Raw genomic sequence first — 21,574 nt, forward strand, 5'->3', positions numbered from 1 at the left:
TCGCCATGCTCGCCGCAGCTCTCCTCGGCTTCCTTCCGAATGCGCAGGCGACGGTGCCCGCCGATGCCTGGGCGCTGTACCGGCAGAAATTCGTCACCGCCGAGGGCCGCGTCGTCGACGATGCGAATGGCGGGATCAGCCATAGCGAGAGCCAGGGCTACGGGCTCCTGCTGGCGTGCCTGGCGGGAGATCGCAGCACCTTCGCCAGCATCTTCGCCTTCACACGCACGGAACTGCTCATCCGCGACGACGGGCTCGCGGCCTGGCGCTGGGATCCGAAGGCGAGCCCCCGCGTCACCGACATCAACAACGCCAGCGATGGCGATCTTCTGATCGCCCACGCCCTCGCCTGCGCCGGCAGCCGCTGGAACATGCCCGCCTACAGCGCCGCCGCCCGCCAGCTCGCCCGCGCTCTTGCGAAGGTCGCACTCCTGAAGCGCGGCAACGATGTCTGGCTGATGCCGGCAGCGGTCGGCTTCTCCGAGAAGGATCGTGCCGACGGCCCGGTGATCAACCCCTCCTACTGGGTGTTCGAAGCCTTCCCCGTCATGACCCAGCTGACCGGCGATCCGGTCTGGACCCATGTCCAGGCCAGCGGGCTCAAGCTGCTCGACGAGCTGGCCAAGCGGAAGTTGCTTGCGCCGGAATGGCTGTCGATCAAGGCCGAACCGAAGCCGGCCGAAGGCTTCCCCGCCCAGTTCGGCTACAATGCGCTCCGCATCCCCCTCTATCTGCTGCGCGCCGGGCTCGGCGAGAAGGCGCGGCTCGAGCCCTTCCGCCAGGCCTGGGCCGGCGGCACGGCGGTCGTCGACGTCCGCAGCGGCAAACCCGTCGAGCCTCTCCCCGATGCGGGCTATCGCATACTCGCCGCAGCGATGGCCTGCGCGCTCGACAAAACCCCGATTCCGGCTGAGCTGAAGACCTTCCAGCCTACGCTGTACTACCCGTCGACGCTGCATCTTCTCTCCCTCTCGATGCTGAGCGAGAGGTATCCGCAATGCATGTGAGATCGGTCCTGATCGTCGCCGCGGCCTCGGGCGCCGCCTTCTATGCCCTTGGCCGCTACAGTGGTCAGGATACAAAATGGCCGGGCTCGCAACCCGTGATCCGGCCGGCGCTCGCCCAGGGCGAGACGCAGCAGGCCATGCCGGGCAACGAGCCGGCCCTCGAACTGGCGCAGGCCCCGAACGCGCCCGCGCGCCCCGCGACGCCGTCAGCGACTCAGCCCCAAACGCAGCAGCCCCCGCAGAAGGTCGATGAAACCGCGCTCCGCTATTTCGCGGCGCAGGGCGACGTTCGCCGCTTCGAAGCCGAACTCGCGAGGCTGCGGGCGCTCTACCCCGAATGGAAGCCGCCGACCGATCTGACCTCGCAGGGGCAGGTCGGCGATCCCGAGCTCGAGCGGGTGTGGAAGCTCTTCGCCGAGGGCAAGTACGGCGAGGCCCGGGCCGCGATAGCCCAGCGCGGCAGCGCCGATCCAAGCTGGCGTGCGCCTGCCGACCTCGTGGCGCAGCTCGACACGGCCGAAGCGCGCCAACGCCTCGTCAACGCCTCCAATGCCCGGCAATGGGAACAGGTCATCCGCCTCGGCACCGAGACGCCGGCGATGCTGACCTGCGCCAATGTCGATGTGCTCTGGCGCGTCGCCGAGGCCTTCGTCCAGACCGGCAAGCCCGACCGCGCACGTGACGCCTTCGCCTATGTGCTGACCAACTGCACCAACCCGGCCGAGCGGGTCGGCACCATGCAGAAGGCGCTCGCGACCCTGCCCGAAAATCTGGTCGAGCCGCTGCTGGCGCAGGAACGGCAGACCGAATTTGCCAGCATTCGCGACGAGCTCGCACGGCGTCGCATCGGCAAGGCTGCCGACGCCCCGACGCAGACAGCCACACCCGAGGATCTCCGGCGCATCGAAACCCTCGCCAACGCAGCCACGACGGCCGACGACCCCATCCTTCTCGGTTTCTACGCTCTCCACCACAACGACCCGACCAAGGCCGTGACCTGGTTCCAGACCGCGCTCGCGCGCAAGGGCGGGGCGAAGGCGGCGGAAGGCGCGGTGCTCGCCCTCGGCGCGACGCGGAAATATCAGGAGGCCGAAACGCTCGGCGCGCAGTGGCTGGAAGCTGGCGCAGCCAATCGCAAGGCCTATCTCGACGTCATCACGGCGCTGCTCACCCAGGAGCCGCCGCCGCGCCTCGACCGTGCCGTGATCGAGCGCATCGCCAAGGCCGTGGGCAAGGACCGGTACGCTCCCGGTGCGGGGGCGCTTGGCTGGTATGCCTACAACTCCGGGCAGACTGCGCCGGCCAGCACCTGGTTCGCAACGGCGCTGTCCTGGGACAGTGACTACGAGCCGGCAGCCTATGGGCTGGCGCTGGTGCGCCAGCGTCTGCGCGACCAAGCCGGGCTGCGCGCCTTGATGTCCGAATGGGGCGGGCGTTCCCAACGGATCGCCGATATCCTCAACCCTGCGCGCAGACCGCCCCAGCCCCCGACCCAAGCCCGTGTCGACCGGCCTCCCACCGCCGAGCCGCGCCAGAGCGCGCGCGTGGAACCTACCTTGGAACCGCTGGAACGCGCGCCTCGGTCCGCGATAGCAGCGGTGCGCGCTCACCCCGTCGAACGTGAAGACACGACAATCGCTGCGACGCCGTCCCGGTCGAGCACGGCCCGCCCGAGCAGCGGCAGCTGCGGCGCTGGCTCATCCGGCGCTGCGGCCCTGCAGCGTGGCTGGTGCCTTCTCAATCTCAAGCGCCCGGTCGCGGCGGCGGAAGCCTTCGAAGCCGCGCGGCGCACCGGGACCGCACAGATCGTCTCAGATGCATCAGCCGGCCTCGCCTATGCCAAGATCCAGCAGGGCCTGACGTCGGAAGCCAGTGTCGCTGCCGGCAGTGCGGCTCTACCTCCCGGACGGCGCAACGAGCTTTCGGCCCTGCTCCTGTCCGAGCGCTTCTTCGCGCAATACGATGCCAAGGATTACAACGGCGCGCTCGTCACTCTTGCGGCGCGGGCGCGCTACGCGCCGGAGACGACCGACTTGCTGCTGATGCGCGGCTGGTCCTACTTCAACCTCGGCCGCTACGACGATGCGAGCCAGGTCTTCCAGGCGCTCTACAAGACCAACAACTCGCCGGATGCCCTGTCGGGGCTGACCGCGATCCGCGACGTGACCCAGCGCAATAGATACTGAATAGTTCGGACCTTGCGGGCAGCCTCGATCGAGACGGCCCGCAAGGTCCGATACATTTGCGAACAGAAGCGTGATCGATGGCTCCGCCCGGAGCACCGCGGAAGATCGGTGCTCCAGGCTTAAGCAACAGGCCTTACTCGGCCGGGACCGCCAGGACCTCACCGTCGACCACCAGCGGAGAGTGCCCGCTCAGCGCGGCCTTCAGCTGGTCCTGATCGAGCTCGCCTTCCCAGCGCGCCACGACGATCGTCGCCACCGCATTGCCGATGAAGTTGGTCACCGCGCGGCATTCCGACATGAAGCGGTCGATGCCGAGGATCAGCGCCATGCCCGCGACCGGGACGGCGGGAACGACCGAGAGCGTCGCCGCCAGCGTGATGAAGCCCGCGCCGGTGATGCCGGCCGCGCCCTTCGAGCTCAACATGGCGACGAGCAGCAACAGAATCTGGTCGCCGAGCGGCAGGTGAATGTCCATGGCCTGCCCGATGAACAGCGCCGCCAACGTCATGTAGATGTTGGTGCCGTCGAGATTGAAGGAATAGCCGGTCGGGATGACCAGGCCGACGACGGAGCGCTTGCAGCCGGCCGCCTCCATCTTCTCCATCAGGCTCGGCAGCGCCGCCTCCGAAGAGCTGGTGCCGATAACAAGGAGGATCTCTTCCTTGATGTAGCGGATGAGGGCGAAGATCGAGAAGCCGTTGTAGCGGGCGACCGCACCGAGCACCCCGAGCACGAAGATCGCCGCGGTCAGGTAGAAGGTCAGGATCAACATCGCGAGATTGGCGACCGAGCCGATGCCGTAGCGGCCAATGGTGAAGGCCATCGCGCCGAAGGCGCCGATCGGGGCCGCCTTCATCAGGATCGCTACCAGCTTGAAGATCGGAGCCGAAAGCGCCTGCAGGAAGTCGAGGACCGGCTTGCCGCGCTCGCCCACCATCGAGAGCGAAAGGCCGAAAAGCACCGAGAAGAACAGCACCTGCAGGATGTCGCCGGAGGCGAAGGCGCCGACGATCGTGTCCGGGATGATGTTCTGCAGGAAGCCGACGATGCTGGAATCATGCGCCTTGGCCGCATAGCCCTGCACGGCCTTGGCATCGAGGCTGGCCGGGTTGATGTGCAGCCCGGTGCCGGGCTGAATGACGTTGCCGACGATGAGGCCGACGATCAGCGCCAGCGTCGAGAAGACGAGGAAATAGATCATCGCCTTACCGGCGACGCGCCCGACCTTCTGCATGTCGCTCATGCCTGCGATCCCGGTCGAGACCGTCAGGAAGATCACCGGCGCGATGATCATCTTGACCAGCTTGATGAAGGCGTCGCCGAGCGGCTTCATCGCCGCGCCCTGCTCGGGCCAGAAATGGCCGAGCAGAATGCCCGCCGCGATGGCGAACAGAACCTGGACATAGAGGTGTTGGTAGAACTTTCTGGGGCGCGCCGGCTGAGCGGACGCGAGGTCGAGCGTGGTCGCCATGATGTGCTCCTTGGGTCGGCGGTGTTCTTGCTCTTGTTCGAAACCGCTAGGCCCGTTGCGCAATCGGCGTGCCAACCGCGCGAAATCGACAGACTTCCTATAGAACAACGCGTTAGCGGGGCCGCGACGCGGGCCGGGGCGGGTTATTTGGCGAAAATCCGCACGGGCCCCTCTTGATTTGTGCGGAAATCCGCACAACGACTGGTTATGAGCCATTTCCTGCTCGATCCTCGAAGGGGGGCCGCGAAGCTGCGCTGGTTGGTCTTCGGGCTGGTCGTCGCAGCCATCGCCATCGCCTCGCTCTTCGCCGCCGGCGAATTCGGTCGCAGCCGGGCCATCGCCGGCACGCAATCGCGGGCCGAGGATGCCGGAACGCTGGCTCTCGCCATCCTGCGCGGCGAGCTCGAGAAGCAGCGCGCTCTGCCGGTGATCCTGGCCCGCGACCCGGACGTTCGCCAGGCACTGACAGGCGGTAGCCGCCACGGTCTCGACCTCAAGCTGGAAGCCATCGCGCGCGAAGCCCGCACCGCCGTGATCTATCTGCTCGGCCCTGACGGCATCGCAATCGCGGCCAGCAACTGGAACGAGCCGACGAGTTTCGTCGGCAACGACTACAGCTTCCGCGACTACTTCCGCGGTGCCGTCGCATCCGGCGGCGCCGAGCAATTCGCGCTCGGCACGGTCAGCCAACGTCCCGGCCTTTATATCACCCGGCGGATCGAGGAGGCCGGCCAGAGCCTCGGCGTGATCGTCGTCAAGGTCGAGTTCGACCGGGTCGAGGCCGACTGGCGAGCGCTGGGCGGCCAGAGCTATGTCGTCGACCAACGCGGCGTCGTGCTGCTCGCGACGGTCGAGGACTGGCGCTTTCGGGTCGAGGCGCCGCTCGACCAGGCGACGGCCGCGGCGATCCGGGACTCGCTCCAGTTCGGCGCCGCGCCGCTGACGCCCTTGCCGCTGCTGCAGCAAGGTGAGCTCGTCCAGGGGACGACCCCGCTCACCGGCCGCTATGTCCGGATACGCCACCCCGTGCCGACGACGGATTGGGTGCTCGAGGTACTGCTGCCTGTCGATGCAGCGATCACCGCAGGTCGTTCGCAATCGCAGGCGCTCGTCGCGCTCGTGCTGATGCCGGGCGCCGCGCTCGCCGCCTTTGCCCTGCGCCGGCGCCAGCACAACCTCGTCCGGCGCGAGGCCGACGCGCGCGCAAAGGCCGAGCTTGAGGAACGCGTTGCCGAGCGCACCGCCGAGCTGGCCGGCGCCAACCAGCGCCTCGTCGCCGAAATGGCGACGCGGACCCTGGCGCAGGAACGGCTGTCCAACCTCCGGGAGGAACTCGCCAAGGCCAACCGCCTGGCCACGCTCGGCCAGGTCACCGCCGGCGTCGCTCATGAGGTCAATCAGCCGCTCGCGGCGCTGCGCACCTATGCCGAGAACGCGCGCGCCTTCCTGAAGCGGTCCGACACGATCGAGGCTGACGGCGCACTGGCGCGGATCGTCTCGTTGACCGACCGGATCGGCGCGATCACCGAGGCGCTGCGGGGCTTCGCGCGCCGCGGCAAGGGGCCGCCGGTGCCGGTCCCGGTCGCCACCGTCATCGAAGGCGCCCTGACCTTGCTCGAAGGGCCGCTGCGCCTGGCCGGAGTAACGCCGGTCGTCACAGCTCCAGCCGGGCCGGTCCTCGTCAGCGCCCGTCCGATCGAACTCGAACAGGTGCTCGTCAATCTCCTGCGCAACGCGATCGAGGCCATTCTCGAAGGGGGCGATGGAGGCGAGCCCGCGCTCGCTATCACCGTCACCCCGCGTGGAGACCGGGTCGAGATCGCGATCACGGATCGCGGACCGGGCCTCTCGGCCGACGCGCTGGCGCAGCTTTTCACCCCGTTCAGCACGACCAAGCCCAAAGGGCTCGGCCTTGGCTTGGTCATTTCGCAGGACATGATCACGTCCTTCGGGGGCACGCTGACGGCGACGAGCCGGCCGGGGGAAGGCGCCAGCTTCGTCATCAATCTCGAAAGGGCAGCCGCATGAGCGATTCCAGCGCTTCCATCGCTGCGATCGAGGTCGCCTTCGTCGACGACGATCCCGATCTGCGCGACGCTAATGTCCAGGCGCTGCGTCTGGCCGGCTTCCCGGCGGTCGCATTGCCTTCCGGCCACGCGGCGCTAAAACGGATCGGGCCGGACTATGCCGGCATCGTCGTCACCGACATCCGCATGCCCGGCATGGACGGCATCGAATTGCTCCGGCGGCTGCGGACGCTCGATCCCGACATCCCGGTGATCATGATCTCGGGCCATGCCGATATCGAGACGGCGGTGGGTGCCATGAGCGAAGGCGCCTACGACTTCATCGCCAAGCCCTATTCCGGCGAGCGCCTCGTCGAGACCTTGCGTCGCGCCGCCGAAAAGCGCGCGCTCGTTCTCGAAAATCGCCGCCTGCGGGCGTTGGCGACACGCGGCGAGGAAGAAACCACCCTCATCGGCGAGACGCCTGTCATCATGCGTCTGCGCCAGACCATCCGTGAACTCGCCGATGTCGATGTCGACGTGCTCATTCAGGGTGAGACGGGAACCGGCAAGGAGGTCGTCGCCAACCTGCTGCATCACCTCGGGCGGCGGCGCGACAAGCCCTTCGTCGCGCTGAATTGCGGCGCTCTGCCGGATAGCGTCATCGAGAGCGAGCTCTTCGGCTATGAGCCCGGTGCCTTCACCGGCGCGCAGAAGCGGCGGATCGGGCGCATCGAGCATTCGAGCGGCGGCACCCTTTTCCTCGACGAGCTGGAAAGCATGCCGCTGGCCGCGCAGGTCAAGCTGCTGCGCGTCCTGGAAATGCGCGAGATTGCGCCGCTCGGCTCGAACGACCTGCGCCGCGTCGACCTCCGGGTCGTAGCCGCGACCAAGGCCGACCTGGGCGACTCCGTGCGGCGGCGCGATTTCCGCGAGGATCTTTATTACCGCCTCAACGTCGTGACGCTGCACATCCCGCCGCTACGCGAGCGCCGCGGCGACATCCCGCTGCTGTTTTCGCGCTTCCTGGCGCGGGCGGCGGAAAAATACCGCCGGGAGGTGCCCGCCCTCGACCGCGCCGTCGAACGGCACCTCGTCGAGAACGACTGGCCGGGCAATGTCCGCGAACTCGTCCATTTCGCCGAACGTGTCGCACTCGGCCTGCCGGAGAATCTGCTGCCGGTCACGAAGGCGGAGGAAGGCGGCCCGCTGAGCCTGCCCGAGCGGCTGAACGCCGTCGAGGCGACCCTGATCCGGGAGGCGTTGGAAGAAACGCAGGGCGATGTCCGGGCCGCGCTGGAGAAGCTGCGCATCCCGCGCAAGACCTTCTACGACAAGCTCGCAAGGCATGGCATCGACCGCGCGGCCTATGAGCCCGGAGCAGAACGGGAGCCAAGAGTGCCCGCGCGCTGAACACCCGGGCGCCTGCGGTCTTCCTGATCGGCGCGCAGGGCAGCGCCGACCCGCCTATCTCAGCTGGCTGTCCTTGCTGCCGCGCCGGTTGTAGGCGGAGGACGCCGCGGAGCGATCATGGCCTGACTGGCAGTGCACGCACAGGCGCGCGCCCGGCATGGCGCGGCGGCGCGCTTCGGGGATTTCATCGCCGCATTCCTGGCAATGGATCTCGCCCGGCCCGGCCGGCAGCCGCGAGCGCACCAGCCGGACCGCGTCATTGATGGAATCGTCGATCTGGTCCTGAACGGCCCCGTCGGGCGCCCAACCACTCGCCATCCTGATACCTCCGTGCCCGGAGGATATGGGGTCGGCGTGCAGGAATCCAACGCGGATGCCTGGCCTGGGCCGAGCCCTTCCCGGTCAGATGCGGTTGCTCTCCGCGGCCTGGGCGTTCTCGAGCGTGCTCACCACCTCGTCGAGGCTCTCCTTCACGCCGAGCAGGAAGTCCTTGCGGAAGGCGATGATCGTATCCGGCGGCTCGCCCTTGAAGGTGTAGACCACGCTGACCTGGTCGGGATTGACGTAGACGGGCTGGCCGTCCTTCGGCGAGGTGAACTTGCAGAGCTTGGGCATGGTGCGATCTCCATCGTCTGCCGAACGCTGACATTGCCGGGCCAACCCATGCGGCGACATCGTTGTCGGAGGAGCTTTCGCTACAGGCTCACATCGCGTCAGTCCACGGCCCCCTGCGGACGAAGCTTGCAAGGCGACCCCCGCCTTCGCAGCGGCCGGCTGAAACACCGGGGTCGCCGAGCGTTCGGACGGACGCCTTGGCCGCGATGGCACGATTCCTGATTGGCCCATCGCGAACCGTCCCAAAGGAACAGCCGAAAGGCATGGCGCCAAATCTGCGGATCCTCATCGTCGACGCGAACCAGGTCAGGGCCACGATCATCGAGGAAGGCTTGCGGGAAGCGGGCTACCGGCAGCTGATCCGCCTGTCCGCGACCACCGGGCTGATCGCCGCCATCGAGGCCCATGATCCCGATGTCGTCGTGATCGACCTCGAGGATCCCAGCCGCGACGCGCTGGCCGACATGTTCCTCGTCAGCCGGCATGTCCGCCGGCCGATCACCATGTTCGTCGACCAGTCGGATTCCGCCTCGATCGAGGCCGCGGTGGAGGCCGGCGTCTCCGCCTATATCGTCGATGGGCTGAAGAAGGAGCGGATGCAGCCGATCCTGCAGACCTGCATCAGCCGCTTCAACGCCTTCCGCAAGCTGCGCGAGGAACTCGACGAGGCCCGTTCCCAGCTCGAGGACCGCAAGACGATCGACCAGGCCAAGCGCATCGTCATGCGGCTGAAGGGTCTCTCGGAAGACGAGGCCTACGCGCTGATGCGCCGAACCGCGATGAACGAGAAGCGCAAGCTCGTCGACATCGCCCGCTCCCTCATCACCGCCGCGGAGATGCTGAAATGACGACGCTGCACCTGCGGGTCGGCTTCATGCCGCTGGTCGATTGCGCCTTGGTCGTTTTGGCGAAGGACGAGGGCTTCGCCGAGGCCGAAGGGCTCGATCTCGAACTGGTTCGCGAAGTGTCCTGGTCGAACCTGCGCGACAAGTTGAATGTGCGCCTGTTCGACGCCGCCCATATGCTCGGCCCCGCCGCTATCGCCGCGACGCTGGGCATCGGTGGCGTCAAGGCTCCGATGGCGGCGCCGCTGGCGCTCAATCGCGATGGTGCGGCGATTACGCTTTCGTTGCGGCGCTTCGAGGAAATGACGCGTCTGGCGGAGGGCGATCCCGCCGACACCGCCGTCTCCGCCCGCGCGCTCGCCACGCTGGTCGCGCGCCGCCGGGCCGCTGGCCTGCCGCCGCTGACCTTCGCCGCTGTGTTCGCATTCTCGACGCATATCTACCTGCTCGGAGAGTGGCTGGAGAAGGCCGGGCTCAAGCTCGGCGACGACGTTCGTTTCGAGGTCGTGCCGCCGCCCCAGACCGTCGAGGCGCTCGCCAGCGGACGGATCGACGGCTTCTGCGCCGGCGCGCCCTGGAATTCGGCGGCCGTGGCGGCCGGCGTCGGCGCGATGGTGCATGCCAGCGTCGATCTGCGCCGCAATTGCCATGACAAGGTTCTCGCCTGGCGCGCCGACGACATCCAGAAGCGTCCGGCCGCCGTCGCGAAGCTCGGCACCGCGATCCTGCAGGCCAGTGCCTGGGCCTGCCGCCCGGAGAATTTTCCGCGCATGGCGCAGCATCTTTCCGCGCCGGATCGGCTCGCGCTGCCGGCCCCGCTCATCGAGCGCATCCTGCACGGCGAGCTGATCCAGGGTGCTGAGAGGCCGCCGCGCCAGATCGATCACTTCATCCGGCTCGAGCCGGAGGCGCTGCGCCCCGATCCGGACGATGCCGACTGGGTTCTGGCCGGCATGGAACGGGCCGGCCAGATCGTCGCGACGCCGCAGATGCGCGACATTGCCCGAGGCGTTTACCTGCCGGCCTATTTCGAAGGCATTTTGGCCAACCATCCCATTATGCCCAAACATTAGGCCAATGCGCTTCTCTTGTGCGATGCAGCAAAGCGATTGCGCCGATGGCGCGCCAGCTCGTAAGTTCGCAAGTTATTGCAATTCAAGGATCGCAGCGCCCCCCGAGCGGTTGGCACGATCCTTGTAGAGCTTGATACGACGCGGCCAACGCTGCCCGCGCCATCCCCGATCCGGAAGACACAGCAACGCCGCTGTCGAATGCGCCTGTCCAGGCGTCTTTCGCGCGGCGTTTTTCGCGTTCGGGGCTGGCTCAAACGCGCGGCTTTTCAGCAACCGAGAGGCGATCGATGACGCATAGCTCCAGAACCGGGATCAAAGCGGCCGCATCCATGCAAGGCGGCGCCAGCCGTCGCCAGTTCCTGCAAGTGTCCGGGACGGCTGCATTGCTTGCGGCGGCAAGGGCGGCGTTGCCCTCTGGCGCCTTCGCGCAAGGGACCGGTCCAGAGGTCAAGGGCACGCGTCTAGGCTACATCGCTCTCACCGACGCCTCGCCGCTGATTATCGCCAAGGAGAAGGGCCTCTTCGCCAAATACGGCCTGCCCGACATGGACATCGCCAAGCAAGCGAGCTGGGGCGCGACGCGCGACAACATGGCGCTCGGCTTCAAGGCGAACGGCATCGATGGCGGCCATATCCTGCGGCCGAAGACGCATCTCTATTCCACCGGCAAGGTCATGCAGAACGGCCAGCCGCTGCCGATGTACACGCTGCTCAACCTCAACGAGGACGGGCAGGCGATCTCGGTCTCCAACGAATACAAGGATCTCAACGTCCAGAAGGATTCCTCGCCGCTGAAGCAGGCCTTCGAGCGCAAGAAGGCCGCCGGCAAGGAGCTGACCGCCGCCATGACCTTCCCGGGCGGCACCCATGACCTCTGGATCCGCTACTGGCTCGCCGCCGGCGGCATCGACCCCGACAGCGACATCAAGGTCATCGTCGTGCCGCCGCCGCAGATGGTGGCGAACATGAAGGTCGGCACGATGGACTGCTTCTGCGTCGGCGAGCCCTGGAACGAGCAGCTCGTCAACCAGAACATCGGCTACACCGCGCTGACCACCGGCGAGCTCTGGCTCCGCCATCCCGAGAAGATCCTGGGCATGCGCGCCGATTTCGTCGATGCGAACCCCAAGGCGACGCAGGCCATCCTGATGGCCGTGATGGAGGCCCAGATCTGGGCGGACAAGATGGAGAACCGCCAGGAACTCGCCGAGATCGTCGGCAAGCGCCAGTGGTTTAACGTTCCCACCGGCGACATCAACAAGCGCCTGCTCGGCGACATCAACTACGGCAATGGCCGCGAGGCGAAGGGCACCAATCTCTACATGAAGTTCTGGGGCGAAGGCGGCACGACCTCCTATCCCTGGAAGAGCCTGGATACCTGGTTCGTCACCGAGAACATCCGCTGGGGCAAGTTCGAGTCGACGATCGACATCAAGGCGCTGGTCGACAGGACCAACCGCGCCGATCTCTGGCGCGAGGCCGCGAAGACGCTCGGCGTCGCCGGCGCGCCGACGACCGATTCCCGTGGCGTCGAGACCTTCTTCGACGGCATGAAGTTCGATCCCGCGGCGCCGATGGACTACCTCAAGGCGCTGAAGATCAAGCGGATCGCCTGACGCCATGGCCGAGCCCCTGATCATCGTCGGCAATGGCATGGCCGCGACGCGATTGGCTGACGAACTCAGCCAGCGCGCGCTCGGGCGCTATTCCCTGGCGGTGATCGGAGACGAGCCCCGACTCGCCTATAACCGCGTCCTGCTCTCCCCGCTGTTGGCGGGCGAGATCGGCGAGCGGGAGATCGAGCTCAAGCCCGCCGCATGGTGGCGCGAGCGCGGCATCTCGACCTTCTATGGCCGGCCCGTCCAGACCATCGATCGCGCGGCGCAAACGGTCACGCTCAGCAGCGGTGCGACCCTGCCATATGGCAAGCTCGTGCTGGCGACTGGTTCGACGCCGCTGCGGCCGCCCTTTTCGGGCGGCGAACTCGCCGGCGTCGTCACCTTCCGCGATACCGCCGATGTCGGCACGATGCGGGCTTATGCCCAGCGCGGCGCCCGCATCGTCGTGATCGGCGGTGGGCTTCTCGGGCTCGAGGCAGCCTATGGGCTCGCACGGGCCGGCGCCGAGGTGACGCTGCTGCATCTCGTCGACCGCCTGATGGAGCGCCAGCTCGACCACGAGGGCGCAGCCCTGCTCGCCGCGGCGATGGCCGGGCGCGGCATCGACGTGCGCCTCTGCGCCGAAACGAAGGGCTTCCGCGGCGAGGGTCGGGTCGAGGCGGTCGAGCTGGCGGACGGAACTGAGATCCCCGCCGATCTCGTGGTCATCGCCATCGGCGTGCGCCCGAATATCGGGCTCGCGCGAGCGGCGGGCCTCGGCGTGGGGCGCGGCATCCTGGTCGATGACGGCCTCGCCACCGACGACCCTGCGATCTTCGCCATCGGCGAATGCGCGGAGCATCGCGGCCTCGCCTATGGCCTTGTCGAGCCAGCCTATGAACAGGCGCGGGTGCTGGCCGCGAGGCTCGCCGGTCGCGAAGGCGCCTATCAGGGCTCGCTGCTCTCGACCAATCTCAAGGTCTCCGGCGTCGGCGTCTTCTCGGCCGGCGAGTTCGAGGCCGGCGATGGCACTGAGACCGTCGTGCTGCGCGATCCGGCCGCGGGCATCTACCGCAAGTTCGTGCTGCGCGAGGGCCGCCTCGCCGGTTGCGTGCTCGTCGGCGATACGCAAGGCGCGCTGTTCTATCTCGGCCTGATCCGCTCGGGGCAGGACATCAGCGCGATCCGTGCCGATCTGCCCTTCGGCGAAAGCTATTGCGTCGGGAAGGCCGCCTGATGCGCCACGACGCCCCCCTTGCTCCGGTTCCCGTGCGCACGACCTGTCCTTATTGCGGGGTCGGCTGTGGTGTGCTGGCGACGCCGGACGGGCTGGGTGGCGCCGCGATCGCAGGCGATACCGAGCATCCGGCCAATCGGGGGCGGCTCTGCTCCAAGGGCTCGGCGCTCGGCGAGACGCTGGGGCTGGGCCACCGGGTGCTGCACCCGCTGAAGCGCAATACGGAAGGCAGCTACGACAGGATTGGTTGGGACGAGGCGCTCGATGCTGTCGCTGCCGGCTTGCGGGCCATCGCCGCCGAGCACGGCGCCGCGGCGATCGCCTTCTACCTCTCGGGCCAGCTCCTGACCGAGGACTATTACGTCGCCAACAAGCTGGCGAAGGGCTTCATCGGTTCGCCCCATGTCGACACCAATTCGCGGCTGTGCATGTCCTCGACGGTCGCCGCGCAGCGCCGGGTCTTAGGCTCGGACACGGTACCCGGATCCTACGAGGATTTCGACAGCGCCGACCTGATCGTCCTCGTCGGCTCGAACACGGCCTGGTGCCACCCGATCCTGTTCCGGCGCATGCAGGATAATCGACGCGAACGCGGCGCGCGTCTTGTCGTGCTCGACCCGCGCATTACCGCCACGGCGGAAGAGGCCGACATGGTGCTGGTGTTGAAGCCCGGCTCCGACGCGGCCCTCTTCGCGGGGCTGCTCGTTCATCTCGCCGATCGCGGTCTCATCGACCGCACCTATGTCACGCGCCATGTCGCCGGCTTCGACGAGGCCCTCGCCAATGCCCGCGAGATCGCGCCCGACGTGGCCTCGGTCTCAGCCATGACGGGCCTTCCGGTCGAGCAGATCGCAGCCTTCTATGAGCTCTGGGCCAGCACGCCCCATGTCGTCACGGCCTGGAGCCAGGGCGTCAACCAGTCGGCGCAAGGTACCGACAAGGTCGCCGCGATCCTGAGCTGCCACCTCGCCACCGGCCGGATCGGGCGCCCCGGCTGCGGCCCGTTCTCGCTGACCGGCCAGCCCAACGCGATGGGCGGGCGCGAGGTCGGCGGGCTCGCCAACATGCTCGCCGCCCATATGGGCTACGGCGCGGAAGAGATCGATCGCGTTCGCCGCTTCTGGCGCGCGCCGAGCATCGCCCGCCGCGAGGGCCTAAAGGCGGTGCAGATGCTCGAAGCGGTCGCTGATGGCGGCATCCGTGCGATGTGGGTGATGGCGACCAACCCGGCAGTCTCCCTCCCGAACGCGGACAAGGTGCGTGCCGCGCTCACCGGCCTCGATCTCTTCATCGTTTCCGAGAACGTGCTCTCCAACGACACGCTCGCCGCCAAACCCCACTACATCCTGCCGGCCGCGGCCTGGGGCGAGAAGGACGGCACCGTCACCAACTCCGAGCGGCGCATCTCGCGCCAGCGCGCCTTCCTGCCGCTGCCGGGCGAGGTGAAGCCGGATTGGTGGATCGTCGGCGAGGTGGCGAAGCGCCTCGGATTCGGCGAAGCCTTCGCCTATGTCGGCGCGCACGAGATCTATGCCGAGCACGCGGCGCTCTCCGCCTTCGAGAATGACGGCACGCGCGATTTCGATATCGGCGCCCATGCCGGTCTCGACCGGGCCGGCTATGACGGGCTGCGTCCGGCGCAATGGCCCGTGCCGGCCCATCAGCCGCAGGGCACCGCGCGGCTTTTCGGCGATGGAAACTTCTTCGGCCCCGGGCGTCGCGCGCAGATGCGCCCGCTCGCCGCCCCAAAGCTGGCCGCGGCAAAGAGCGAGGCTTTCCCCCTGCTGCTCAATACCGGCCGCGTCCGCGACCACTGGCACACGATGACCCGCACGGGCCTCAGCCCGCGGCTCAGCGCGCATGTCGCCGAGCCTTCTGTCTCCGCGAACCCGGCCGACATCGTGCGCTTCGGGCTGAGCGAGGGCGGTTTCGCCCGTCTCGCCAGTGCCAATGGCAGTGCGGTGCTCAAGGTCGCGGCCGACAGGGGCGTCACCGAAGGAGAGCTGTTCGCGCCGATCCACTGGTCCGGGGAAACGGCCTCCGACGCCCGCATCGGCGCCCTGGCGCAGCCGCTCTGCGACCCGTTCTCCGGCCAGCCCGAATTGAAGGCGACGCCGGTTTCGATCGCGCCGGTCGCTTATCGTTTTGAGGGTTTCGTCCTGTCACGCACGCCCTTCGCCGTGCCGGAGCCSAGCTGGTGGGCACGGTTGGCGGTGCAGGGCGGCGAAGGAAGGCTGTTTGCCACCGACGCGCCCGTCGATGCGATGGCGGCGCTGATGCGCGAGCGCTTCGGCCCGGACGAGCTGACCGAGCTGATCGACCGCGACGGTGGCAGCTATCGCTGCGCCGCGCTCCGCGAAGGCCGGCTCGCGGCCACCCTCTTCCTCGCGCCTGCGGGCCGCCCCCCGCTCTGGGACACGGTCAAGACCATCTTCGCCGATCCGGCGGCGACCGTGGAGAGCCGGCTCTCCCTGCTGTCCGGGCGCAGCCCCGGCGGGACCGATCCCGGACCGACCGTCTGCGCCTGCTTCGGCGTCGGCCTGAATGCGATCCGCGCCGCCTTCGAGGCCGGCGCGGCGACGGCCGAGGAGATCGGCCTTCAGCTCAAGGCGGGGACCAATTGCGGCTCCTGCCTTCCCGAAATCCGCCGCATCGGCGCGCAGGCACGCGCGAGTGAAGCGGCATGACCAACGCGACGGACAATCTCGGTCAGAGGAGAGACTGGAACATGGGTCAGCCTGTCTTGAAGGACGCGATCGCGAGCGCGACGGTCGTCACGCTCCCGGGCAAACCGCCGGAGGTGGTGTCGCTGCCGGCCGGGCCGTCGAAGCCGTTCGCCGCCAAACTCGTTCCCTGGGCAAAGAGCGTTCTTGTCAACTTGATCCCGCCGCTGATCACGGTCGCGCTCATCCTCCTGTTCTGGCAGCTCGCCGCGCATGGGCCGCAATCCTCGCTGCCGACGCCAACCAAGATCTGGGCCGAGGCGAAGGACCTGATCGTCGAGCCGTTCTACTGGGCTGGGACGCAGGATATCGGGCTGGGCTGGCGCATTCTCGTCTCGCTGCAACGCGTCGCCATCGGCTTCAGCCTCGCGGCGATCGTCGGCGTGCTGCTCGGCGCGCTGGTCGGCCAGTCGGTCTGGGCGATGCGCGGGCTCGACCCGGTCTTCCAGGTGCTGCGCACGGTGCCGCCGCTGGCCTGGCTGCCGCTGTCGCTCGCCGCCTTCCGCGACAGCCAGCCCTCGGCGATCTTCGTGATCTTCATCACCGCGATCTGGCCGGTGATCATCAACACGGCGGTCGGTATCCGCAACATCCCGCAGGACTACCGCAACGTCGCGAAGGTGCTCCGGCTGAACCAGATCGAGTTCTTCTTCAAGATCATGGTGCCTTCGGCTGCGCCCTACATCTTCACCGGGCTTCGGATCGGCGTCGGCCTGTCCTGGCTCGCTATCGTGGCGGCGGAGATGCTGACGGGCGGCGTCGGCATCGGCTTCTTCATCTGGGATGCGTGGAACTCCTCGCGGCTCTCCGACATCATCGTGGCGCTGGTCTATATCGGCGTGGTCGGCTTCCTGCTCGACCGCCTCGTCGCTCTCATCGGCCATGTCGTCACCCGCGGCACCGCGACGAACTGAGGAGCGGAACGATGAGCTATCTCAAGATCGACCACGTCGACAAAAGCTTCCAGCGCGGCGCCGCCACCACGGAAGTGCTCAAGGAGATCAACCTCGTCATCGACAAGGGCGAGTTCGTCTCGATCATCGGCCATTCCGGCTGCGGCAAGTCGACCCTGCTCAACATCGTCGCCGGTCTCACGCCGACAACGACCGGCGGCATCCTTCTGGAAGGCAAGGAGGTCAACGCGCCGGGGCCGGACCGGGCCGTGGTCTTCCAGAACCATTCGCTGCTGCCCTGGCTCACCGTCTACGACAATGTCGCGCTCGCCGTGAACAAGGTCTTCGGCGGCTCGAAAAGCCGGGCCGAGCGGCATGGCTGGATCATGCACAATCTCGACTTGGTCCAGATGGCCCATGCCAGGGACAAGCGGCCGGCCGAGATCTCCGGCGGCATGAAGCAGCGCGTCGGCATCGCGCGCGGGCTCTCGATGGAGCCGAAGATCCTGCTGCTCGATGAGCCCTTTGGCGCGCTCGATGCGCTGACCCGCGCCCACCTGCAGGACTCGGTGATGCAGATCCACGCCGCGCTCGGCAACACCATGATCATGATCACCCATGACGTCGACGAAGCCGTGCTGCTCTCGGACCGGATCGTGATGATGACAAACGGCCCCTCCGCCCGCATCGGCGAGGTGCTGGATGTGCGCCTCGCCCGCCCGCGCAAGCGGCTCGAACTGGTCTCGGACCGCACCTACATCGCCGCCCGCGAGGCGGTGCTGAAGTTCCTCTACGAGCGCCACCGCTTCGTCGAGGCGGCGTGAGGTGTCATCCCGCGCGCGCTGCGGCACGAAAGTGCTGCTGCGCAGATGCGGGATCGCAAGACGAGAAGGCGCCGACAACGGCGCTTCATCCTGAGGACGGTCCCGGATCGCCGCTTCGCGTCGTCCGGGATGACCGAGGATCACCATGAGCGACGATTTCACTCCCGAGCAGAAGCGCTATCTCGAAGGCTTCACCAGCGGCATGCAGTCGGCGCGTACGGCGCGCGGTCTCGCTCCGCTGGGCGGGGCGGGCGGCGCTTCGGCCAAGCCAAGCGGCCCCGACAAGGAACATGCCGAGGCGCAGGCGCGGACGGTCGCCGCCGGCGGCAAGCTGGTCGATCAGGAGAAGTGGAAGGCCGCCGAGCACCCCTTCGACGCTTATGCCCGCTTCAAGGAACAGGCCGGTGCCGGCGTCTATCCGAAGCCGGAGGACAATTTCCGCTGGCGCTATCACGGTCTGTTCTACGTCGCGCCCGCGCAGAACAGCTATATGTGCCGGCTGCGCATTCCCAACGGCATCCTTAAGGCCTGGCAGTTCGCGGGCGTCGCTGATCTCGCAGAGATGCTGGGCGGCGGGTATTCGCATGTGACGACACGCGCCAATCTCCAGGTGCGGGAGATTTCTGCCGAGGATGGAGCATCGTTTCTCGAAGGCCTTACCGATCTCGGCCTCACCGCCAAGGGCTCGGGCGCCGACAACATCCGCAACGTCACGGGCTCGGCGACCGCCGGCATCGATCCGCTCGAACTCCTCGACACGCGGCCGCATGCCCGGGCCTGGCACCATCACATCCTGAACGACCGCTCACTCTACGGGCTACCGCGCAAGTTCAACGTCGCCTTCGACGGCGCGGGCTCGATCGCGACGCTGGAGGACACCAACGACATCGGCTTCCAGGCCATCGAGGTCGGGGAGGGCGCCATCTTCGAGGGGCAGCCGATCGCGCCCGGCATCTGGTATCGCCTCGCGCTCGGCGGCATCACCGGGCACAAGGACCTCGCCCGCGACACCGGCGTGATCGTCGCTCCGTCCGACGCGATTGCTGTCGCGGATGCGATCGTGCGGGTCTTCATCGCCAACGGCAACCGCACCGACCGCAACAAGTCGCGGCTCAAATACGTGCTCGACGCCTGGGGCTTCGACACCTTCCTCGCCGCCGTCGAGGAGAAGCTCGGCCGCCGGCTGATCCGGCTCGACAGCGCCTTCGTCAAGCCGCGCCCGGTCTATGACCGGCTCGCCCATATCGGCGTCCACGCCCAGACCCAGCCCGGCCTCAACTGGATCGGCGTGGCACTCCCGGTCGGCAAGCTTACGGTGCAGCAGATGCGCGTCATCGCGACGATCGCGCAAGACTGCGGCGACGGCGATATCCGCCTCACCGTCTGGCAGAATCTGCTGATTTCCGGCGTGCCCGACGCGAAGGTCGAGGATGTGCTCGCCAATCTTCAGGCCATCGGCCTCTCCGCCGAAACCTCGGTGCTGCGCGCCGGGCTGATCGCCTGCACCGGCGCGACCGGCTGCAAATTCGCCGGCGCCCACACCAAAGAGGATGCGCTCGCCATCGCCGCCCATTGCGAGCCGCGGATCACGCTCGACCAGCCCGTCAACATCCACCTGACCGGCTGCCATAATTCCTGCGCCCAGCATTATATCGGCGATCTCGGGCTGATCGGCGCCAAGGTTCCGGTCAGTGACGAGGGCGACACCGTGCCCGGTTACCATGTCTTCGTCGGCGGCGGCTTCGGCGTCGAGGGCGGGATGGGCCGGGAATTCCGCACCAATGTGAAGGCGGAGGATGCACCGGCTGTCGTCGAGGCGATCCTGCGCAGCTGGCAGACGCATCGCGCCGCGCCGGAGGAGAGCTTCGTCGCCTTCGCCCGCCGCCATGACATCGCAGCCCTGCAAGCCCTGGTCGAGCAGATCGGAGACGCGGCATGACCGCCCAGAGCCCGAACCCGATCGTCCAGGTCCTGCCGGAGACCGCGCCCTTCAGCGAGGAGCAGCGCTCCTGGCTGAACGGCTTCTTCGCCGGGCTGCTCTCGCTCGACAATGCCGGCGTGACCGCTTTGTCGCCGGCCGAGAACGCGGCCGTCATGGCCGAGGCCGAGGACGGGGCGCCCTGGCACGATCCCTCGCTGGAGATGGCCGAGCGCATGAATCTGGCCGCGGGCAAGCCGCTGCCGCGCCGGCTTTTCGCGGCGATGGCCCAGCAGGATTGCGGGCAATGCGGCTATATCTGCGAAACCTACTCCGCGGCCATCGCCTCGGGAGCCGAGGGACGGCTCAATCTCTGCGCCCCCGGCGGCAAAGAGACGCTCCGCCAGCTCAAGTCGTTGATAGAGGAGCGCGGCGCCGATACGCCGGCAATCCCGGCCGAGACCGCACCCTCTGCTGAGCTTGGGCCGAAGGGGCGCTGCCGCGAGGCCCCCGCGCTCGCGACCTTTCTCTCGCGCCGCAAGCTGAACGGTGAGGGCTCGGAGAAGGAGACCTGGCATGTCGAGTTCGACCTCTCCGAATGCGGTCTCGACTATGTCGTCGGCGACGCCTTCGGCATCGTCGCACAGAACGATGCCCGCCTCGTCGATGCGGTGATCGCTCTGCTCGGCGCCCGGCCCGATGCCGGAATCGGTGGCAAATCCTTGCGCACGAGGCTCCTGGAAGACTGCGCGCTCGGGCCGGCGCCGGACGCGCTGTTCCAGCTGATCTCGTACGTGACGGGCGGGGAAGCCCGTGCCAAGGCCCGGCGCCTTGCCGCCGGAGAAGATCCCGATGGCGACCTCGACCGGCTCGACGTGCTCGGGACGCTGCACAAATTCTCGCAGGCACACCTGTCGGCGGAGGCTTTCGTCGAGGCGCTAGACCCGCTGCAGCCTCGGCTCTACTCGATTTCCTCCTCGCATGTCGCGACGCCCGGCCGCATCACACTGACGGTCGATGCTGTCCGCTACAAGGTCGGCTCGCGCCCGCGCTGGGGGGTGGCCTCGACCTTCCTCGCTGAACGCGTCGCCCCCGGCGACAAGGTGCCGGTCTACGTCCAGCGTGCGCATGGCTTCGGCCTGCCGGTCGATCCGGCGACACCGGTCATCATGTGCGGACCCGGCACGGGCGTCGCGCCCTTCCGCGCCTTCCTGCACGACCGGCAGGCGACGAAGGCGGCGGGCCGCAACTGGCTGTTCTTCGGCCACCAGCGCCGCAGCTGCGATTTCTTCTACGAGGACGAGCTGCAGGCGATGAAGGATGCGGGGTTCCTAACCAATCTCACGCTCGCGTGGTCGCGCGACGGCGAAAAGGTCTATGTCCAGGACCGCATGCGCGAGCGCGGCGCCGAGCTCTGGGCCTGGCTCGAACAGGGCGCGCATTTCTACGTCTGCGGCGATGCCAAGCGCATGGCCAAGGATGTCGAGCGCGCTCTGGTCGATGTCGTCGCGGAGCATGGCGGCCGCTCCGGCGAGGAAGCAGTCGCCTATGTCGCGTTCCTGCGGAAGGCCGGGCGCTACCAAGCTGATGTCTATTAGAACGCCCGGCTCGCAAGCGGTCCGGAATCAGCTTCCTCTGCAATGTTGCGGCAAGCATCGGGGTCGATATCGGGCAAAGTTCAGCCCGACGCGAAGCCCATGCCGCAGCCGTCAGCGCCTCCAGCCACTGCCAAGCCCGATGCAGGCGCCTCGCTCATGCGCGGCCG

The 21,574-nt window shown here is 67.7% G+C and carries 16 protein-coding genes; 13 read left to right on the plus strand and 3 right to left on the minus strand.

The annotated features are described in order from the left end of the window. Positions 1-5: 5 nt before the first annotated feature. Positions 6-1,007 (plus strand): family 8 glycosyl hydrolase, encoded by a 1,002-nt coding sequence (locus AC1DEZ_RS15360; protein ID WP_476780011.1) that lies wholly within the window; start codon positions 6-8, stop codon positions 1,005-1,007. Then, positions 998-3,193, plus strand: coding sequence for a tetratricopeptide repeat protein (locus tag AC1DEZ_RS15365; RefSeq protein WP_476779893.1), 2,196 nt, complete (start codon positions 998-1,000; stop codon positions 3,191-3,193). Before AC1DEZ_RS15360 ends, AC1DEZ_RS15365 begins: the two co-directional genes overlap by 10 nt. Positions 3,194-3,326: 133 nt before the next feature. Here the strand turns inward: AC1DEZ_RS15365 and AC1DEZ_RS15370 are convergent, their stop codons facing one another. Next, positions 3,327-4,664 carry a dicarboxylate/amino acid:cation symporter gene (locus tag AC1DEZ_RS15370; protein ID WP_441510513.1) on the minus strand — a complete coding sequence of 446 codons (1,338 nt, stop codon included), beginning with the start codon at positions 4,662-4,664 and terminating at the stop codon, positions 3,327-3,329. A 207-nt stretch (positions 4,665-4,871) separates the two neighbouring features. Between AC1DEZ_RS15370 and AC1DEZ_RS15375 the strand changes: the two genes are divergently transcribed. Both AC1DEZ_RS15375 and AC1DEZ_RS15380 read left to right on the plus strand, forming a co-directional pair. Beyond that, positions 4,872-6,692: a sensor histidine kinase gene (locus AC1DEZ_RS15375; protein WP_441510514.1), complete on the plus strand. Its 1,821-nt coding sequence runs from the start codon at positions 4,872-4,874 to the stop codon at positions 6,690-6,692. Then, entirely contained in the window at positions 6,689-8,083 is a 1,395-nt protein-coding gene (locus AC1DEZ_RS15380) for a sigma-54-dependent transcriptional regulator (RefSeq protein ID WP_441510515.1), read from the plus strand. The genes AC1DEZ_RS15375 and AC1DEZ_RS15380 overlap by 4 nt, the downstream gene beginning before the upstream one ends. A 54-nt stretch (positions 8,084-8,137) precedes the next feature. Here AC1DEZ_RS15380 and AC1DEZ_RS15385 read toward each other — a convergent pair whose 3' ends face one another. Continuing rightward, positions 8,138-8,401 carry a DksA/TraR family C4-type zinc finger protein gene (locus tag AC1DEZ_RS15385; RefSeq protein ID WP_441510516.1) on the minus strand — a complete coding sequence of 88 codons (264 nt, stop codon included), beginning with the start codon at positions 8,399-8,401 and terminating at the stop codon, positions 8,138-8,140. Between the two features lie 84 nt (positions 8,402-8,485). Next, positions 8,486-8,698 (minus strand): hypothetical protein, encoded by a 213-nt coding sequence (locus AC1DEZ_RS15390; protein WP_441510517.1) that lies wholly within the window; start codon positions 8,696-8,698, stop codon positions 8,486-8,488. 263 nt (positions 8,699-8,961) lie between these two features. Between AC1DEZ_RS15390 and AC1DEZ_RS15395 the strand changes: the two genes are divergently transcribed. The 9 genes from AC1DEZ_RS15395 (at position 8,962) to AC1DEZ_RS15435 (ending at position 21,407) form a co-directional block, all read left to right on the plus strand. Next, complete coding sequence (locus AC1DEZ_RS15395; protein ID WP_441510518.1) at positions 8,962-9,546, plus strand: ANTAR domain-containing response regulator; 585 nt, start codon at positions 8,962-8,964, stop codon at positions 9,544-9,546. After that, positions 9,543-10,616, plus strand: a complete 1,074-nt coding sequence (locus AC1DEZ_RS15400) for a CmpA/NrtA family ABC transporter substrate-binding protein (RefSeq protein ID WP_476779894.1) — start codon at positions 9,543-9,545, stop codon at positions 10,614-10,616. Before AC1DEZ_RS15395 ends, AC1DEZ_RS15400 begins: the two co-directional genes overlap by 4 nt. A 287-nt stretch (positions 10,617-10,903) precedes the next feature. Continuing rightward, positions 10,904-12,232 carry a CmpA/NrtA family ABC transporter substrate-binding protein gene (locus AC1DEZ_RS15405; RefSeq protein ID WP_441510520.1) on the plus strand — a complete coding sequence of 443 codons (1,329 nt, stop codon included), beginning with the start codon at positions 10,904-10,906 and terminating at the stop codon, positions 12,230-12,232. 4 nt (positions 12,233-12,236) lie between these two features. Continuing rightward, positions 12,237-13,451 carry an NAD(P)/FAD-dependent oxidoreductase gene (locus tag AC1DEZ_RS15410; protein ID WP_476779895.1) on the plus strand — a complete coding sequence of 405 codons (1,215 nt, stop codon included), beginning with the start codon at positions 12,237-12,239 and terminating at the stop codon, positions 13,449-13,451. After that, a complete protein-coding gene (locus AC1DEZ_RS15415) occupies positions 13,451-16,138 on the plus strand; it encodes a molybdopterin-dependent oxidoreductase (protein ID WP_441510522.1) in 2,688 nt (895 codons plus the stop codon). Before AC1DEZ_RS15410 ends, AC1DEZ_RS15415 begins: the two co-directional genes overlap by 1 nt. Before the next feature lie 41 nt (positions 16,139-16,179). Then, positions 16,180-17,088 carry a nitrate ABC transporter permease gene (gene ntrB / locus AC1DEZ_RS15420; protein ID WP_441510523.1) on the plus strand — a complete coding sequence of 303 codons (909 nt, stop codon included), beginning with the start codon at positions 16,180-16,182 and terminating at the stop codon, positions 17,086-17,088. A gap of 11 nt (positions 17,089-17,099) precedes the next feature. Further along, complete coding sequence (locus tag AC1DEZ_RS15425) at positions 17,100-17,891, plus strand: ABC transporter ATP-binding protein (protein ID WP_441510524.1); 792 nt, start codon at positions 17,100-17,102, stop codon at positions 17,889-17,891. Positions 17,892-18,036: 145 nt separating this feature from the next. Beyond that, positions 18,037-19,830 carry a NirA family protein gene (locus AC1DEZ_RS15430; RefSeq protein WP_476779896.1) on the plus strand — a complete coding sequence of 598 codons (1,794 nt, stop codon included), beginning with the start codon at positions 18,037-18,039 and terminating at the stop codon, positions 19,828-19,830. Then, on the plus strand, positions 19,827-21,407 hold the full coding sequence (locus tag AC1DEZ_RS15435) for a sulfite reductase subunit alpha (RefSeq protein ID WP_441510526.1): 1,581 nt from the start codon (positions 19,827-19,829) through the stop codon (positions 21,405-21,407). The genes AC1DEZ_RS15430 and AC1DEZ_RS15435 overlap by 4 nt, the downstream gene beginning before the upstream one ends. The last annotated feature ends 167 nt before the right edge of the window (positions 21,408-21,574 follow it).

The sequence above is a fragment of the Allobosea sp. 10L422 genome (assembly GCF_056395345.1).

Bases quoted from the DNA above. Each gene is read 5' to 3' on its own strand.
- AC1DEZ_RS15360 (WP_476780011.1), top strand. From the start codon at position 6: ATGCTCGCCGCAGCTCTCCTCGGCTTCCTTCCGAATGCGCAGGCGACG.
- AC1DEZ_RS15365 (WP_476779893.1), top strand. From the start codon at position 998: ATGCATGTGAGATCGGTCCTGATCGTCGCCGCGGCCTCGGGCGCCGCC.
- AC1DEZ_RS15370 (WP_441510513.1), bottom strand. From the start codon at position 4,664: ATGGCGACCACGCTCGACCTCGCGTCCGCTCAGCCGGCGCGCCCCAGA.
- AC1DEZ_RS15375 (WP_441510514.1), top strand. From the start codon at position 4,872: ATGAGCCATTTCCTGCTCGATCCTCGAAGGGGGGCCGCGAAGCTGCGC.
- AC1DEZ_RS15380 (WP_441510515.1), top strand. From the start codon at position 6,689: ATGAGCGATTCCAGCGCTTCCATCGCTGCGATCGAGGTCGCCTTCGTC.
- AC1DEZ_RS15385 (WP_441510516.1), bottom strand. From the start codon at position 8,401: ATGGCGAGTGGTTGGGCGCCCGACGGGGCCGTTCAGGACCAGATCGAC.
- AC1DEZ_RS15390 (WP_441510517.1), bottom strand. From the start codon at position 8,698: ATGCCCAAGCTCTGCAAGTTCACCTCGCCGAAGGACGGCCAGCCCGTC.
- AC1DEZ_RS15395 (WP_441510518.1), top strand. From the start codon at position 8,962: ATGGCGCCAAATCTGCGGATCCTCATCGTCGACGCGAACCAGGTCAGG.
- AC1DEZ_RS15400 (WP_476779894.1), top strand. From the start codon at position 9,543: ATGACGACGCTGCACCTGCGGGTCGGCTTCATGCCGCTGGTCGATTGC.
- AC1DEZ_RS15405 (WP_441510520.1), top strand. From the start codon at position 10,904: ATGACGCATAGCTCCAGAACCGGGATCAAAGCGGCCGCATCCATGCAA.
- AC1DEZ_RS15410 (WP_476779895.1), top strand. From the start codon at position 12,237: ATGGCCGAGCCCCTGATCATCGTCGGCAATGGCATGGCCGCGACGCGA.
- ntrB (WP_441510523.1), top strand. From the start codon at position 16,180: ATGGGTCAGCCTGTCTTGAAGGACGCGATCGCGAGCGCGACGGTCGTC.
- AC1DEZ_RS15425 (WP_441510524.1), top strand. From the start codon at position 17,100: ATGAGCTATCTCAAGATCGACCACGTCGACAAAAGCTTCCAGCGCGGC.
- AC1DEZ_RS15430 (WP_476779896.1), top strand. From the start codon at position 18,037: ATGAGCGACGATTTCACTCCCGAGCAGAAGCGCTATCTCGAAGGCTTC.
- AC1DEZ_RS15435 (WP_441510526.1), top strand. From the start codon at position 19,827: ATGACCGCCCAGAGCCCGAACCCGATCGTCCAGGTCCTGCCGGAGACC.